Raw genomic sequence first — 12721 nt, 5'->3', positions numbered from 1 at the left:
CGAGGTCACAAACGGCAATCTCTGCCACGTGCGAGCAACTCTTTCTTTGCGCAGGGGCCGCGTTTCACGCAGCCCGCGGGGTGCCTTGCAGGCGTCCCCTGCACAATCGTGATCGCGGGCCAATCCTTGCGCAGGGACCTGGTGCACTAGGCCATTTCGAGCTCGCAAAGGGGCGTTATCGTGGCAAGCTCGCCTTCGATGCGCCGTCTGGCAAGCTCGGTATCGTATGCTGCCTGGGCACGTAGCCAATAGCCATCCGTCAGGCCGAAGTACCTGCAGAGCCGCAGATCCGTGTCCGCCGTGACCGCACGCTTGCCAGCGACGATCTGACCAATGCGGCCGGCAGGCACGTGAATATCCTTTGCCAGGCGATACTTGGAGATGCCCATGGGCTTGAGGAACTCCTCCTCGAGGAGCTCGCCTGGCGAGACGGGCACGATTGCATATTCGACGGTTCCCATGGCTTGACCTCCTAGTGATAGTCGACTATCTCGACGTCAGCGCACCCGGCTTGCGTCCAGACAAAGCAGATGCGGTACTGATCGTTTATGCGAATGCTATGCTGGCCCTCCCGACTCCCCTTCAAGGCCTCAAGATGATTGCCGGGCGGCACACGCAAGTCGTTGAGCGATCCGGCAATCTGGAGCTGGCGAATTTTCCTGAGCGCCACTCTCTCGATATTCGCGAAGCGGGCTACATGCTGTCCGTCAGCAAGCTTGCGCGTATCCGAATCTTTGAACGACTTTATCATGGAAGAATATTAACGTCATTCGTTATTAACGTCAAGCATCAATACTTATCATGAACTTGTCTTCGCCCGCGAATCATCCTTTGCGCAGGGGCCGCATTCCATGCGGCCCACGCAGCCCACTGCAACTTGTGTGGGCCAGATGAAATCCGGCCCACAAATCCGGCGAATCGTCGGAGTGAGCCGCAAAATCCAGATGCGCTGCCGGCGATTCCGGCAGCGCATCCGCATAAGGGGGGCGGATTCACTCCATGAGGGGAAGGCTCACCCGACATGATTCCAGACACGTCAAGACGCCCAGTTGAGGAAAAGGAGCTAATGCGATGGACAGGCATCTGTCACCACGAATCCTGGCTCATATGATGCTCGTGACAGCACACTCAATCAATTGCCAGTCGAGGCAAATCGTTTTCTCCTCGCAGCAATCGACATGCATAGTCTATGCAGCACGTTACATATCAGGCAAGATGTTGAGCGCTGCTTATCAAACGCCGGTTTCATGCTAGACACCCTCCCACCTCCCCCTCTTTGTCCGCTACCGCGCGACAGCCCTGCTCTATACCCTAGACATACAGGGAAACCCGAGTGGATTGGAGAGAACATGGAAGGGAACATGAAGGCGTTGATGTACCGAGACATCGGCAAAGTGGAATGCGTCACGCTGCCCATTCCCGAATGCGGACCCAAAGGGATCACCATCGAGGTGGCACGGGCAAGCATCTGCGGGTCGGACATCCACGCATACAATCGTGGCCCGCTTGCTGGCGGCCTATGGGGCAAAGACGTCCAGTTTGGTCATGAGTTCGTGGGAATCGTCGTCGAAGTCGGCGACGAGGTCGAAGGCATCAAAATCGGCGATCGCGTATGGGTCAACCCTGACTTTTGCAAGGGAGATCCGCGCAAGTCGTGCATGGCCGGTGGCTTTGCCGAGTATGCATCCACCGTCGACGCGCGCCTTGGCGAGACGGTTTTCATCTTGCCCGACAACGTACCCTTCAAGACAGCCGTGCTGCTCGAACCAATGGGCGTGGGCGTGCACACCAAGAACCGCGCCGGCGTGAAACCGGGCGACAAGGTGATGATGATTGGTGCCGGCCCCATTGGCCTCATGGGATGGGCCGCCATGAGGCACCAGGGCATCAAGGACATCATCGCCGTCGAGTACATGCCCTCGCGTGTCGAGTTCGCGCGTGGATTCGGCGTGGAGGCCTACTGCAACCAGGACAAGGACTCATACGAAATCGCAGCCGAGAGATTTGGCACGGCAAGCCCGTTCACGTACGAGCGCGCCGATGTCGACGCCGTCATCGACTACGCTGGCCTCGGGTCGATTCTTGGCGAATACCTCGAGAAGGGACGTGGTAAGTCGACCTTCACCACGCTTGGGCTCGACCCCACGTCGCTTACCATCCTTCCCAACGAGTTCATGAGCAAGGAGTTCACGGTCAAGGGTGCGCGCGGCTATACTCCCGAAGACATTCGCGAGTGCATCGACTTGCTCGCCGACGGCGAATATGACCTGTCGAGGCTCGTGACAGCAGAGTATCCCCTCGACGAGCCCATTCGCGCCTTCGAGGCGGCATGCGGACGTGACGACAACTGCAAGGTGGTCTTCAACATCAGTGACTAGGACGAGCTTTCCTGTCGCAACAAGAGGTGCCCGGGGGCCATGCGGTTCCCGGGCACCTTCTTTGTTTATCTGATGCAGAACTAACCGTAAGAGTGGGCTCGGTGTCAGCCCGCGTGGTGCAAGATGAGGCGTAGAGCACAACTTGCACGATTGGGCTTCGAATCCGCGTGCGCGCGTGGTGCAAGATGAGGCGCGGGGCACAACTTGCACTATGGGTCGTGTCAGGAAACGGGGATAGCGACATGCAATTTGCATGTCGCTATCCCCGTTTCCTGACACGCTATCCCCGTTTCCTGATGCGACTCGGCGTGCTATTTGACGGCTTTCAACGACTCCTGCAGCCTATCGCAACCGCATGCGCAGCCGGCAGCGTGCTTCTCGCGCTCCATGACATCGTCATCCTCCACATCCACGAGCGTGATGTCGAAGTTGAGCGCCTCGCCCGCAAGCTCGTGATTGCAATCGAGGACGACCTCGTCGTCGTTCACCTCGACAACGCGCACGCGCATAACCTCGCCATCGGGTCCCTGAATGCCGAGCATAGCCCCGACGGGCAGCGGCTCGCCGTTGGGAAGCGAGGTCACGGGCATCGATATCACAAGGCTCTCGTCGCGCATCCCATAGCCTTGCGCCGCGGGAACGTGAATGCTCACCGACTCGCCGGGGTTGAGGTTCATGATGGCCATCTCGAAGTCCGGAAGCATGATGCCCGCCCCGATGGTGAATTCGAGCGGCTCTCCCTGGTCCCTGGTACTCGCGAAAACGGTACCATCATCGAGCTTGCCGCGATACTCGACAATGACGCGGTCTCCTTGTCGTGGCATAAGCATCACCCTTTCCTATGCCTTAATTGCCAATGAGCTCTGGCTCTTTCGGCAGCTGTTATCTGGTCCGTACAGGTATGTCCAACGGCCGTTCTTGCGCTTGTAGAACGGCTTGAGCACGATATGCCCGCCATGCGACCCGCTTCCATGGTAGGCAATCGTGCCTTCCTCGACGGGGCCTTCCATAACGAACAAATCATTGGAGACTTCAAAGTAGCGATTCTCATGCGCGTCGATAAACGCGCGCGCTGCCTTGTCAATCCCAACGATGGGTATTTCTCGTAACGTAATTTGCATTGCTAATCCCTGCCTGCCACCATCTTCATGACATCTTGGACGCCAATGAGCGCCGGGTCATCCAGCTTCTGATGAATGCCCTTGCCCATCTGCGCGAGACGGTCATTGGGATTGTTCACCTCGATGTACTGCCCCAGCGTCTCGCGCATGTCAAAATACACGACGTGCAATCCCGCACCACTCGTGAGCTCCATGGCAATCTCGAAGCCGCGCTCCTTGAAGTCGGCCTTGGCCTGCTCGACATCGTCGACCCATATGCTGTAATGGTTAAGCCCATAGCGCCCCATCTCCTGATACGGGCTCGGGCAATTGCTCAGAACCTCGATGAGCTCGATCTCCATGTCACCTAGATAGCCAATGGCAGTGCGCATCTCGACGGGCTCCTCCATGCCGCGTACCTTGCAGGTATCGGGCACGTTTACGCCCAGGTCTATGAACGGTCCTGCCCCCAGTAGGCCATGGAATAGCTCGGCCGTCTCCTCGATGCTCTCGACGTAATAGCCCAGCTGCTTGATTCCGTAGGTACCAAATAGCTTGTTGTCCATATGCCTGTCCCCCTCACAAGAGCAAAGGCCGCCGCATTTCCAGCGGCGGCCCCCAGGTTCTCGTGCATCTACACAAACGCGACGTCTCCGAGGCCCTTGTCCTCCTTGATGGTATCAACCTCACGGAAGGCCCTCTTGCCGTCCTTCTCGAAGTCGACACGCCACTCGGCGGCGGGCAGGTCCTCCAGCCAGAAGTCGCCCCAATCATCGGTCATGGTCGTGAACTCGCCCTCGGCCCACGAAGCCGTGACCTTGGCGCCCACGACGACCTCCTCGGTGTCCGGGTCGTAGAGCGTGCCGGCAATGAAGCGCTTGGGGAGCTTCGTGTAGTACACGTGCGGGTCGGTCTTGTACTCGGGGTGCAGGACCTCCATGTCCTCAAGGTCGAAGTCCTCGGCCTCACCGAAGCGGATGACGTCCAGGTGGCAGTTGTCCACGCAGCGCGGGGTGCGGATGGGCTGCTCGGGGTCGTCGATGAGGTGCGCGCAGCCCGTGCACTTCTGAGGAATCTCGAGCTCCTCGTTCCAGTAGATCACATCGTACGGGCACGCGTCCACGATCTGCTTCTGGCCCTTGGCCTTGACCGGGTCGATGATGACCAGGCCGTCGTCGCGGCGGTAGACCGCGTCGTTTTGCGCAGCCTTGATGCACGGAGCGTTGCCGCAGTGGTTGCACAGGCGCGGGGTGTAGCTTACGCGCACATGCGGCTTGTGCCCGCGTTCCTTCTGATCGACCTTCATCCAGAACTGGCCGATCTCGGGCTGGGACTCCGCGTACGGCATCCAGCAGTTGCCGCAATGCTCGTCCTTGCAGCCGATTTGGCAGTCATGGCAGCCGACGCAGCGGGTGGGATCAATGACAAATACCTTCATGTTGACCTCTCTTTACTTCTCGATGATCCACGAGTCACGGGTGATGCCGGTGGCCGGGTCATACTTGCGCTCGAACGCCTCCGGGTAGTCGCGCTTCCAGCCCTCGTACTCCTCGTCCGTGACCTTCTGAACCTCGGCGAGGTAGCCGGTGACGGCAAAGCCCTTGCAGTGCTTGGAGATCTGGTTTTGCGGGCAAATCAAGTTCGCCGCGCCGCCGCGGTCCAGGTGCGGGGCGATAGGGTCTACGCGGCTGCCCTTGGCGATGATCACGCTTCGCTCGGCGACGCGCTCGGAGATGCGCGCACCGCACAGAATCGTGCCGCGGTCGTTGTACACCTTGCAGATGTCGCCATCCTTGATGCCGCGAGCCTCAGCGTCTTCCGGGGCAATCCAGACGGGCTCGTACAGGTAGCCGTCCTTGCCCTTGACCTTGCAGGTCTCGATCTCGCGGAACCACTTGATGTCGTCGCCCTGGACATGCACGCGCCACTTTGCCGGGTTTGCGGTGACCAGCAGCGGGTACTTCTTGCAGCGCTCGCCCCAGAAGGTCTCGTCATGCGTCCAGCCCTCCTCGGCTGGCCCGCCGACGATCCACTTGGCAAGCGGCTGGCGCTCCTTGTCATCGGGGAAGTTGTCCGCAAGCGCCTGGCTCCAGAACTCGAGTTTGCCACTCGGGGTGTCCAGCGGATAGGCCTCGGGATCTTCGTAGAAATTGCGCATGCCCGGAACCATATCTTCCCAGTTCTCCTCGAGCTGGGGATAGTAGTAGCCGCGCTCCTTGTAGTCCTCCCACTCGATCTCCTCGGGCAGGCGCGAGCTCTGGAAGGCGACCTCGAGCCACATGTCGTCGCTCATGCCCTTGTCGATCGCCTCGCGCACGCCGAAGCGCTCGCCAAGAGTGGCGGCAATGTGGAAGTCGGACATGCTCTCGCCACGTGGCTCGATGGCAGGTGGGGTCAGACCGGCGTGTCGCATGGAAACCGTCTGCGAAGAGCCCATGTCGTCGTTGTCCTCGAGGCAGGTGGTGACGGGGAGCACCAGGTCGGCGAACAGCGAGTCATTCTCGAGCCACTGGTGGTTGGTCACGAAGAACTCGACCTCGTCGGTGCGGATGGCGTCCTGGTAGTTGAAGCCGCCGTCCCAGCAGTTCATGTTGCAGGGTTTCTCCGACCACAGCATGTGAACCTTGGAGAAGCGCGGTATATTCTGCTTCTTCTTCTCGTACTCGGCCTCAAGCTCCTCGAGCGTGATGCCGCGCGAGTTAGCCATAGCCGCGTTGGGCGTACCAAGAGCGGTGACGAAACTCTCCTCGGTCGTGGGGTACACGAATTTTTGGAACTGCTCGCTCGTCTCGACGTAGACGATGGAGGGAGAACCCCACCACTCGAGCTTGCCCTTCTGCAGCGCCTCGGCCACAAGGGTGCGCGGAATGGTCTGCGCGCTGGGATAGAACATGCGGCACTGGATTGCCATGGTAAACGGCGCTGACGTGGAACGGCCAATCTTCTCCTTGGCGACGACCAGCGAACCAAGGTGCAGCTGCTGCACACCTGGCTTGCCCAGGCCCTGCATGGCCATGAGATAGGCAGAGGTGCGGGCGGGCTCATGGCTATACGGCGTCTTGATGTGGCCAGAGCTGTAGTGGACGTGTGCGGTCGCCTTCTCCATGACGTTGCGCGCAAAGGCCTTGATTGTCCAAGTCGGAACGCCACAGCGCTCGCTTGCCCACTTGGGATCCTTGACCTCGCCGTCCTCCTTGCCCATGACGTAATCGACGAGCTTATCGAAGTGGATGGCGTGCGTTTCGATGTAGTCCTTGTCGTAGAGTCCCTCGGTGATCAACGTATGGAAGACGCCGAAGTGGAAGGCTGCGTCAGTATTTGGAAGCACCGGGATCCACTTCATGTTGTGGCAGACGTTGGTGTAGTTGCAGAACGGGTCGACGCTCACCATCTCCTTGCCAAGCACCTCGAAGTAATCCATGAGCTGCGAGAGGAAGAGGCTTGCATAGTTGGTAGTGAGCTCCCAGTCGCCAGCATCGAAAAGCAGCATCTGGGAATTCTCCGCAACGTCCTTGATGACGTTCCAGGGGTTGTAGCCGGTCTCAACAGGCGCGGCAAGACCCAGGCCCTTGTTGCAACCGCAACCCCAGACGTGCTTGGCACCCCAGTACCAGCCCTCGACGGAGTCCGGCGTGCGGGTCTCGCGCGTGTAGCCACCCAACTTGTCCATGAGGTTTGCGTGCATGCCGCCGCCGGCGTGCAGGTCCTTGGACTCGCGGTGCCCGTCCTCGCCCACGCAGAAAACAGCGTAGGGGCCGTACGTGTCGATGATGCGCCTGAGCTCGCTCTCCATGATGTCGAGCGCCTCGTCCCAGGAGATCTCGACGAACTTGGACTTGCCGCGGTTGGCCGCGTTGATCTTTGCGGGGTCGCCGCCCGGCTCCCAGTCCACGCGCTTGAGCGGTTTGAGCACGCGGTTCTTGGAGTACACGCGGTTCTTGTAGGCAAGCGCCATCCAATTGGGGCAGGTCTTAATCGTCGGCTTGAACACCTCGCCGTCGACGTCAATCTCCCACATCGAGTCCTTCAGCTCGTCGAGCGTGTACTTGGTGTCGATGCGAAACGGCCTGATGCGCACGATCTTGCCGTCCATGGTGTCGACCGCGGTCATCTCACCGCCCGTACCGCCGCAAGCAATGCTCTGGAGCGTCGTCTCCATCTTGCTCATGTGCTCTCCTTCCTCTCATCTTCATGGCATTGGGCATGCGAAAGACACACCTTTGCCACCTTGTGCATCTATCTTCTTCTGCATGGAGGGAGCGCACAATTTACAAAGTCAACGAGTCATTGACGTGCGAAAGCAATCTGGGTGCTTCGTGATGTGCGGGATTACAAATCAATTCGTTTGTACATCCTCTTGCGAGAATGATGTACGAAAATGAGCCTACTGCTTGATGCTGCGCCAAAAGCTCGCAGTAATGGAGCTGTAGAGCGTGGAAAGCTCGTGCGGTGTCATGGGAAAGCCGTCACTTACCCACTTTTGCATGAGCATGGCCTGCGAGGATGCAAAGAAGTACGAGACGTAGTCGGCTTTGAGGGGATCCGTCAAAGTCGAAACGCTCGGGATAAGATGCATGTTCAGGTCGTAGATGACATGCGTGACCACGCGCAGGAAGGTGTCATCATGACCGCGCATGGGCCCGACGAGGTTACGATAGAACTCCCCGTTGTCTGCCAGGCGTTCGTACATGCGCTCGTTGATGAGTTCCATCATGGGGTCGAGGTCGTTGTTGGTTAGCAGGCGATTGAGGTCGCGGATGGGCTGGATGACATCCTCCCGGAAGATATAGGTGATGACGTCTTCCTTGTCCTCGAAATTGGCGTAGAAGGCGTTGCGCGAGACGCCCGCGCGCTTGCACAGCTCGTTCACCGTGATCTTGTCGTAGCGCATCTCCTTGACCATGCCGGTAAACGCCTCGATGACACGCTCCTGCGTCGCCGTCATTATGCCTCCCCCGCAATAATTCCCCTTGCGGTGGATTGTAGCATCTCGAACGCACAGCGGCGTCGAATGATGACGACACGCTTTGCCGGTCACTGACCAACCATCTTTGCCAAATGACAAAGACAGCCGGTCACTGACCGTATATCCTTGTCGTGGCGAGGTCACAAACGGCAATCTCTGCCACGTGCGAGCAACTCTTTCTTTGCGCAGGGGCCGCGTTTCACGCAGCCCGCGGGGTGCCTTGCAGGCGTCCCCTGCACAATCGTGATCGCGGGCCAATCCTTGCGCAGGGACCTGGTGCACTAGGCCATTTCGAGCTCGCAAAGGGGCGTTATCGTGGCAAGCTCGCCTTCGATGCGCCGTCTGGCAAGCTCGGTATCGTATGCTGCCTGGGCACGTAGCCAATAGCCATCCGTCAGGCCGAAGTACCTGCAGAGCCGCAGATCCGTGTCCGCCGTGACCGCACGCTTGCCAGCGACGATCTGACCAATGCGGCCGGCAGGCACGTGAATATCCTTTGCCAGGCGATACTTGGAGATGCCCATGGGCTTGAGGAACTCCTCCTCGAGGAGCTCGCCTGGCGAGACGGGCACGATTGCATATTCGACGGTTCCCATGGCTTGACCTCCTAGTGATAGTCGACTATCTCGACGTCAGCGCACCCGGCTTGCGTCCAGACAAAGCAGATGCGGTACTGATCGTTTATGCGAATGCTATGCTGGCCCTCCCGACTCCCCTTCAAGGCCTCAAGATGATTGCCGGGCGGCACACGCAAGTCGTTGAGCGATCCGGCAATCTGGAGCTGGCGAATTTTCCTGAGCGCCACTCTCTCGATATTCGCGAAGCGGGCTACATGCTGTCCGTCAGCAAGCTTGCGCGTATCCGAATCTTTGAACGACTTTATCATGGAAGAATATTAACGTCATTCGTTATTAACGTCAAGCATCAATACTTATCATGAACTTGTCTTCGCCCGCGAATCATCCTTTGCGCAGGGGCCGCATTCCATGCGGCCCACGCAGCCCACTGCAACTTGTGTGGGCCAGATGAAATCCGGCCCACAAATCCGGCGAATCGTCGGAGTGAGCCGCAAAATCCAGATGCGCTGCCGGCGATTCCGGCAGCGCATCCGCATAAGGGGGGCGGATTCACTCCATGAGGGGAAGGCTCACCCGACATGATTCCAGACACGTCAAGACGCCCAGTTGAGGAAAAGGAGCTAATGCGATGGACAGGCATCTGTCACCACGAATCCTGGCTCATATGATGCTCGTGACAGCACACTCAATCAATTGCCAGTCGAGGCAAATCGTTTTCTCCTCGCAGCAATCGACATGCATAGTCTATGCAGCACGTTACATATCAGGCAAGATGTTGAGCGCTGCTTATCAAACGCCGGTTTCATGCTAGACACCCTCCCACCTCCCCCTCTTTGTCCGCTACCGCGCGACAGCCCTGCTCTATACCCTAGACATACAGGGAAACCCGAGTGGATTGGAGAGAACATGGAAGGGAACATGAAGGCGTTGATGTACCGAGACATCGGCAAAGTGGAATGCGTCACGCTGCCCATTCCCGAATGCGGACCCAAAGGGATCACCATCGAGGTGGCACGGGCAAGCATCTGCGGGTCGGACATCCACGCATACAATCGTGGCCCGCTTGCTGGCGGCCTATGGGGCAAAGACGTCCAGTTTGGTCATGAGTTCGTGGGAATCGTCGTCGAAGTCGGCGACGAGGTCGAAGGCATCAAAATCGGCGATCGCGTATGGGTCAACCCTGACTTTTGCAAGGGAGATCCGCGCAAGTCGTGCATGGCCGGTGGCTTTGCCGAGTATGCATCCACCGTCGACGCGCGCCTTGGCGAGACGGTTTTCATCTTGCCCGACAACGTACCCTTCAAGACAGCCGTGCTGCTCGAACCAATGGGCGTGGGCGTGCACACCAAGAACCGCGCCGGCGTGAAACCGGGCGACAAGGTGATGATGATTGGTGCCGGCCCCATTGGCCTCATGGGATGGGCCGCCATGAGGCACCAGGGCATCAAGGACATCATCGCCGTCGAGTACATGCCCTCGCGTGTCGAGTTCGCGCGTGGATTCGGCGTGGAGGCCTACTGCAACCAGGACAAGGACTCATACGAAATCGCAGCCGAGAGATTTGGCACGGCAAGCCCGTTCACGTACGAGCGCGCCGATGTCGACGCCGTCATCGACTACGCTGGCCTCGGGTCGATTCTTGGCGAATACCTCGAGAAGGGACGTGGTAAGTCGACCTTCACCACGCTTGGGCTCGACCCCACGTCGCTTACCATCCTTCCCAACGAGTTCATGAGCAAGGAGTTCACGGTCAAGGGTGCGCGCGGCTATACTCCCGAAGACATTCGCGAGTGCATCGACTTGCTCGCCGACGGCGAATATGACCTGTCGAGGCTCGTGACAGCAGAGTATCCCCTCGACGAGCCCATTCGCGCCTTCGAGGCGGCATGCGGACGTGACGACAACTGCAAGGTGGTCTTCAACATCAGTGACTAGGACGAGCTTTCCTGTCGCAACAAGAGGTGCCCGGGGGCCATGCGGTTCCCGGGCACCTTCTTTGTTTATCTGATGCAGAACTAACCGTAAGAGTGGGCTCGGTGTCAGCCCGCGTGGTGCAAGATGAGGCGTAGAGCACAACTTGCACGATTGGGCTTCGAATCCGCGTGCGCGCGTGGTGCAAGATGAGGCGCGGGGCACAACTTGCACTATGGGTCGTGTCAGGAAACGGGGATAGCGACATGCAATTTGCATGTCGCTATCCCCGTTTCCTGACACGCTATCCCCGTTTCCTGATGCGACTCGGCGTGCTATTTGACGGCTTTCAACGACTCCTGCAGCCTATCGCAACCGCATGCGCAGCCGGCAGCGTGCTTCTCGCGCTCCATGACATCGTCATCCTCCACATCCACGAGCGTGATGTCGAAGTTGAGCGCCTCGCCCGCAAGCTCGTGATTGCAATCGAGGACGACCTCGTCGTCGTTCACCTCGACAACGCGCACGCGCATAACCTCGCCATCGGGTCCCTGAATGCCGAGCATAGCCCCGACGGGCAGCGGCTCGCCGTTGGGAAGCGAGGTCACGGGCATCGATATCACAAGGCTCTCGTCGCGCATCCCATAGCCTTGCGCCGCGGGAACGTGAATGCTCACCGACTCGCCGGGGTTGAGGTTCATGATGGCCATCTCGAAGTCCGGAAGCATGATGCCCGCCCCGATGGTGAATTCGAGCGGCTCTCCCTGGTCCCTGGTACTCGCGAAAACGGTACCATCATCGAGCTTGCCGCGATACTCGACAATGACGCGGTCTCCTTGTCGTGGCATAAGCATCACCCTTTCCTATGCCTTAATTGCCAATGAGCTCTGGCTCTTTCGGCAGCTGTTATCTGGTCCGTACAGGTATGTCCAACGGCCGTTCTTGCGCTTGTAGAACGGCTTGAGCACGATATGCCCGCCATGCGACCCGCTTCCATGGTAGGCAATCGTGCCTTCCTCGACGGGGCCTTCCATAACGAACAAATCATTGGAGACTTCAAAGTAGCGATTCTCATGCGCGTCGATAAACGCGCGCGCTGCCTTGTCAATCCCAACGATGGGTATTTCTCGTAACGTAATTTGCATTGCTAATCCCTGCCTGCCACCATCTTCATGACATCTTGGACGCCAATGAGCGCCGGGTCATCCAGCTTCTGATGAATGCCCTTGCCCATCTGCGCGAGACGGTCATTGGGATTGTTCACCTCGATGTACTGCCCCAGCGTCTCGCGCATGTCAAAATACACGACGTGCAATCCCGCACCACTCGTGAGCTCCATGGCAATCTCGAAGCCGCGCTCCTTGAAGTCGGCCTTGGCCTGCTCGACATCGTCGACCCATATGCTGTAATGGTTAAGCCCATAGCGCCCCATCTCCTGATACGGGCTCGGGCAATTGCTCAGAACCTCGATGAGCTCGATCTCCATGTCACCTAGATAGCCAATGGCAGTGCGCATCTCGACGGGCTCCTCCATGCCGCGTACCTTGCAGGTATCGGGCACGTTTACGCCCAGGTCTATGAACGGTCCTGCCCCCAGTAGGCCATGGAATAGCTCGGCCGTCTCCTCGATGCTCTCGACGTAATAGCCCAGCTGCTTGATTCCGTAGGTACCAAATAGCTTGTTGTCCATATGCCTGTCCCCCTCACAAGAGCAAAGGCCGCCGCATTTCCAGCGGCGGCCCCCAGGTTCTCGTGCATCTACACAAACGCGACGTCTCCGAGGCCCTT

At 58.8% G+C, this 12721-nt stretch carries 15 protein-coding genes; 2 read left to right on the top strand and 13 right to left on the bottom strand.

Features of this window, described 5'->3' with window-relative positions:
- Positions 1–146 precede the first annotated feature (146 nt).
- Together higA (DBY20_00720) and DBY20_00715 are read right to left on the bottom strand one after the other, a co-directional pair.
- The gene (gene higA, locus DBY20_00720; GenBank protein ID PWL79776.1) at positions 147–461 is read right to left on the bottom strand and encodes an addiction module antidote protein, HigA family; all 315 of its coding nucleotides are present in this window, start codon (positions 459–461) and stop codon (positions 147–149) included.
- A gap of 11 nt (positions 462–472) precedes the next feature.
- Positions 473–751: an excinuclease ABC subunit A gene (locus DBY20_00715; GenBank protein PWL79775.1), complete on the bottom strand. Its 279-nt coding sequence runs from the start codon at positions 749–751 to the stop codon at positions 473–475.
- 427 nt (positions 752–1178) lie between these two features.
- Here DBY20_00715 and DBY20_00710 point away from each other — a divergent pair, with 427 nt between their 5' ends.
- Entirely contained in the window at positions 1179–2378 is a 1200-nt protein-coding gene (locus tag DBY20_00710; GenBank protein ID PWL79774.1) for a hypothetical protein, read from the top strand.
- A gap of 311 nt (positions 2379–2689) precedes the next feature.
- Here DBY20_00710 and DBY20_00705 read toward each other — a convergent pair whose 3' ends face one another.
- The 8 genes from DBY20_00705 to DBY20_00670 all read right to left on the bottom strand — a co-directional run bounded on the left by DBY20_00705 (position 2690) and on the right by DBY20_00670 (position 9330).
- The gene (locus tag DBY20_00705; protein PWL79997.1) at positions 2690–3202 is read right to left on the bottom strand and encodes a peptidylprolyl isomerase; all 513 of its coding nucleotides are present in this window, start codon (positions 3200–3202) and stop codon (positions 2690–2692) included.
- 15 nt (positions 3203–3217) lie between these two features.
- Positions 3218–3499: a hypothetical protein gene (locus tag DBY20_00700; protein ID PWL79773.1), complete on the bottom strand. Its 282-nt coding sequence runs from the start codon at positions 3497–3499 to the stop codon at positions 3218–3220.
- 2 nt (positions 3500–3501) lie between these two features.
- Positions 3502–4044, bottom strand: a complete 543-nt coding sequence (locus DBY20_00695; protein ID PWL79772.1) for a hypothetical protein — start codon at positions 4042–4044, stop codon at positions 3502–3504.
- Between the two features lie 68 nt (positions 4045–4112).
- Positions 4113–4916: an oxidoreductase gene (locus DBY20_00690; GenBank protein PWL79771.1), complete on the bottom strand. Its 804-nt coding sequence runs from the start codon at positions 4914–4916 to the stop codon at positions 4113–4115.
- 12 nt (positions 4917–4928) lie between these two features.
- On the bottom strand, positions 4929–7646 hold the full coding sequence (locus tag DBY20_00685) for a dehydrogenase (protein PWL79770.1): 2718 nt from the start codon (positions 7644–7646) through the stop codon (positions 4929–4931).
- 216 nt (positions 7647–7862) lie between these two features.
- A complete protein-coding gene (locus DBY20_00680; GenBank protein ID PWL79769.1) occupies positions 7863–8423 on the bottom strand; it encodes a hypothetical protein in 561 nt (186 codons plus the stop codon).
- 302 nt (positions 8424–8725) lie between these two features.
- Positions 8726–9040 (bottom strand): addiction module antidote protein, HigA family, encoded by a 315-nt coding sequence (higA, locus tag DBY20_00675; protein PWL79768.1) that lies wholly within the window; start codon positions 9038–9040, stop codon positions 8726–8728.
- A gap of 11 nt (positions 9041–9051) precedes the next feature.
- Complete coding sequence (locus DBY20_00670) at positions 9052–9330, bottom strand: excinuclease ABC subunit A (protein PWL79767.1); 279 nt, start codon at positions 9328–9330, stop codon at positions 9052–9054.
- Positions 9331–9757: 427 nt separating this feature from the next.
- Here DBY20_00670 and DBY20_00665 point away from each other — a divergent pair, with 427 nt between their 5' ends.
- On the top strand, positions 9758–10957 hold the full coding sequence (locus DBY20_00665) for a hypothetical protein (GenBank protein ID PWL79766.1): 1200 nt from the start codon (positions 9758–9760) through the stop codon (positions 10955–10957).
- 311 nt (positions 10958–11268) lie between these two features.
- On the opposite strand, the gene DBY20_00660 is transcribed toward DBY20_00665, so the two are convergent.
- Genes DBY20_00660 through DBY20_00650 form a run of 3 tightly spaced genes read right to left on the bottom strand, consistent with a single transcriptional unit; the run spans position 11269 to position 12623 of the window.
- Positions 11269–11781: a peptidylprolyl isomerase gene (locus DBY20_00660; protein PWL79996.1), complete on the bottom strand. Its 513-nt coding sequence runs from the start codon at positions 11779–11781 to the stop codon at positions 11269–11271.
- A 15-nt stretch (positions 11782–11796) separates the two neighbouring features.
- A complete protein-coding gene (locus DBY20_00655; GenBank protein PWL79765.1) occupies positions 11797–12078 on the bottom strand; it encodes a hypothetical protein in 282 nt (93 codons plus the stop codon).
- A 2-nt stretch (positions 12079–12080) separates the two neighbouring features.
- The gene (locus tag DBY20_00650; GenBank protein PWL79764.1) at positions 12081–12623 is read right to left on the bottom strand and encodes a hypothetical protein; all 543 of its coding nucleotides are present in this window, start codon (positions 12621–12623) and stop codon (positions 12081–12083) included.
- Positions 12624–12721: the final 98 nt, after the last annotated feature.

The organism is Coriobacteriia bacterium, from assembly GCA_003149935.1.
GTDB lineage: Bacteria > Actinomycetota > Coriobacteriia > Coriobacteriales > QAMH01 > QAMH01.
The sequence above is the reverse complement of the archived record's forward strand: the minus strand, read 5'-3'. Positions and strand labels throughout refer to the sequence as shown.

Coding starts and splice junctions, on each gene's coding strand:
- higA (PWL79776.1), bottom strand. CDS start 461: ATGGGAACCGTCGAATATGCAATCGTGCCCGTCTCGCCAGGCGAGCTC.
- DBY20_00715 (PWL79775.1), bottom strand. CDS start 751: ATGATAAAGTCGTTCAAAGATTCGGATACGCGCAAGCTTGCTGACGGA.
- DBY20_00710 (PWL79774.1), top strand. CDS start 1,179: ATGCATAGTCTATGCAGCACGTTACATATCAGGCAAGATGTTGAGCGC.
- DBY20_00705 (PWL79997.1), bottom strand. CDS start 3,202: ATGCCACGACAAGGAGACCGCGTCATTGTCGAGTATCGCGGCAAGCTC.
- DBY20_00700 (PWL79773.1), bottom strand. CDS start 3,499: ATGCAAATTACGTTACGAGAAATACCCATCGTTGGGATTGACAAGGCA.
- DBY20_00695 (PWL79772.1), bottom strand. CDS start 4,044: ATGGACAACAAGCTATTTGGTACCTACGGAATCAAGCAGCTGGGCTAT.
- DBY20_00690 (PWL79771.1), bottom strand. CDS start 4,916: ATGAAGGTATTTGTCATTGATCCCACCCGCTGCGTCGGCTGCCATGAC.
- DBY20_00685 (PWL79770.1), bottom strand. CDS start 7,646: ATGAGCAAGATGGAGACGACGCTCCAGAGCATTGCTTGCGGCGGTACG.
- DBY20_00680 (PWL79769.1), bottom strand. CDS start 8,423: ATGACGGCGACGCAGGAGCGTGTCATCGAGGCGTTTACCGGCATGGTC.
- higA (PWL79768.1), bottom strand. CDS start 9,040: ATGGGAACCGTCGAATATGCAATCGTGCCCGTCTCGCCAGGCGAGCTC.
- DBY20_00670 (PWL79767.1), bottom strand. CDS start 9,330: ATGATAAAGTCGTTCAAAGATTCGGATACGCGCAAGCTTGCTGACGGA.
- DBY20_00665 (PWL79766.1), top strand. CDS start 9,758: ATGCATAGTCTATGCAGCACGTTACATATCAGGCAAGATGTTGAGCGC.
- DBY20_00660 (PWL79996.1), bottom strand. CDS start 11,781: ATGCCACGACAAGGAGACCGCGTCATTGTCGAGTATCGCGGCAAGCTC.
- DBY20_00655 (PWL79765.1), bottom strand. CDS start 12,078: ATGCAAATTACGTTACGAGAAATACCCATCGTTGGGATTGACAAGGCA.
- DBY20_00650 (PWL79764.1), bottom strand. CDS start 12,623: ATGGACAACAAGCTATTTGGTACCTACGGAATCAAGCAGCTGGGCTAT.